This is a genomic window from Lysobacter sp. TAB13 (assembly GCF_052113885.1).
Taxonomy (GTDB): domain Bacteria; phylum Pseudomonadota; class Gammaproteobacteria; order Xanthomonadales; family Xanthomonadaceae; genus Lysobacter; species Lysobacter gummosus.
The window spans coordinates 1-395 of record NZ_JBFRDR010000305.1 but is presented as its reverse complement, the minus strand read 5'-3'; the positions used below and the strand labels follow the sequence as shown (position 1 = coordinate 395).

The following is a 395-nucleotide window of genomic DNA, read 5'->3' as shown; positions in this document are numbered from 1 at the left end:
CTCGCACTTTGGTGTCAAAGACTTTTGGCGAGGGTCGGAGAGGTCGGCAAGGCGCAATATTGCCCGTTATCGCGCACTATTGGCCGTCATTGCCGCAACCGACGCGGCCCTGCCATGCGCTCGACGAACCACTCGAACGGACCCTTGCTGAAGGTCCGCGACCATAGCGACGCCAGCACCAGCAGCGACGCATAGATGACGGCTGCCGCAAGTATGCAGGCCGCGGGCCCGAGGCGCCCGTAAAGCCCAAGACCATAGCCGAGAAAGAGCAGCACGCAGACGATCGACTCGGACATGTAGAGCGAAAGGGATAGGCGGCCATCCGCCTGAAAGATCCGGCCAATGCGCATTCCGAGCGGCCGGTTGAAGAAACTCAGGCCGGCGCCGATCATCAC

1 protein-coding gene is annotated in these 395 nt (G+C 62.0%); it reads right to left on the bottom strand.

From position 1 onward, the window contains the following. Positions 1 to 86 precede the first annotated feature (86 nt). On the bottom strand, positions 87 to 395 hold a 309-nt coding region (locus AB4Y92_RS26285; RefSeq protein WP_441822294.1), incomplete at its 5' end, for a DUF418 domain-containing protein.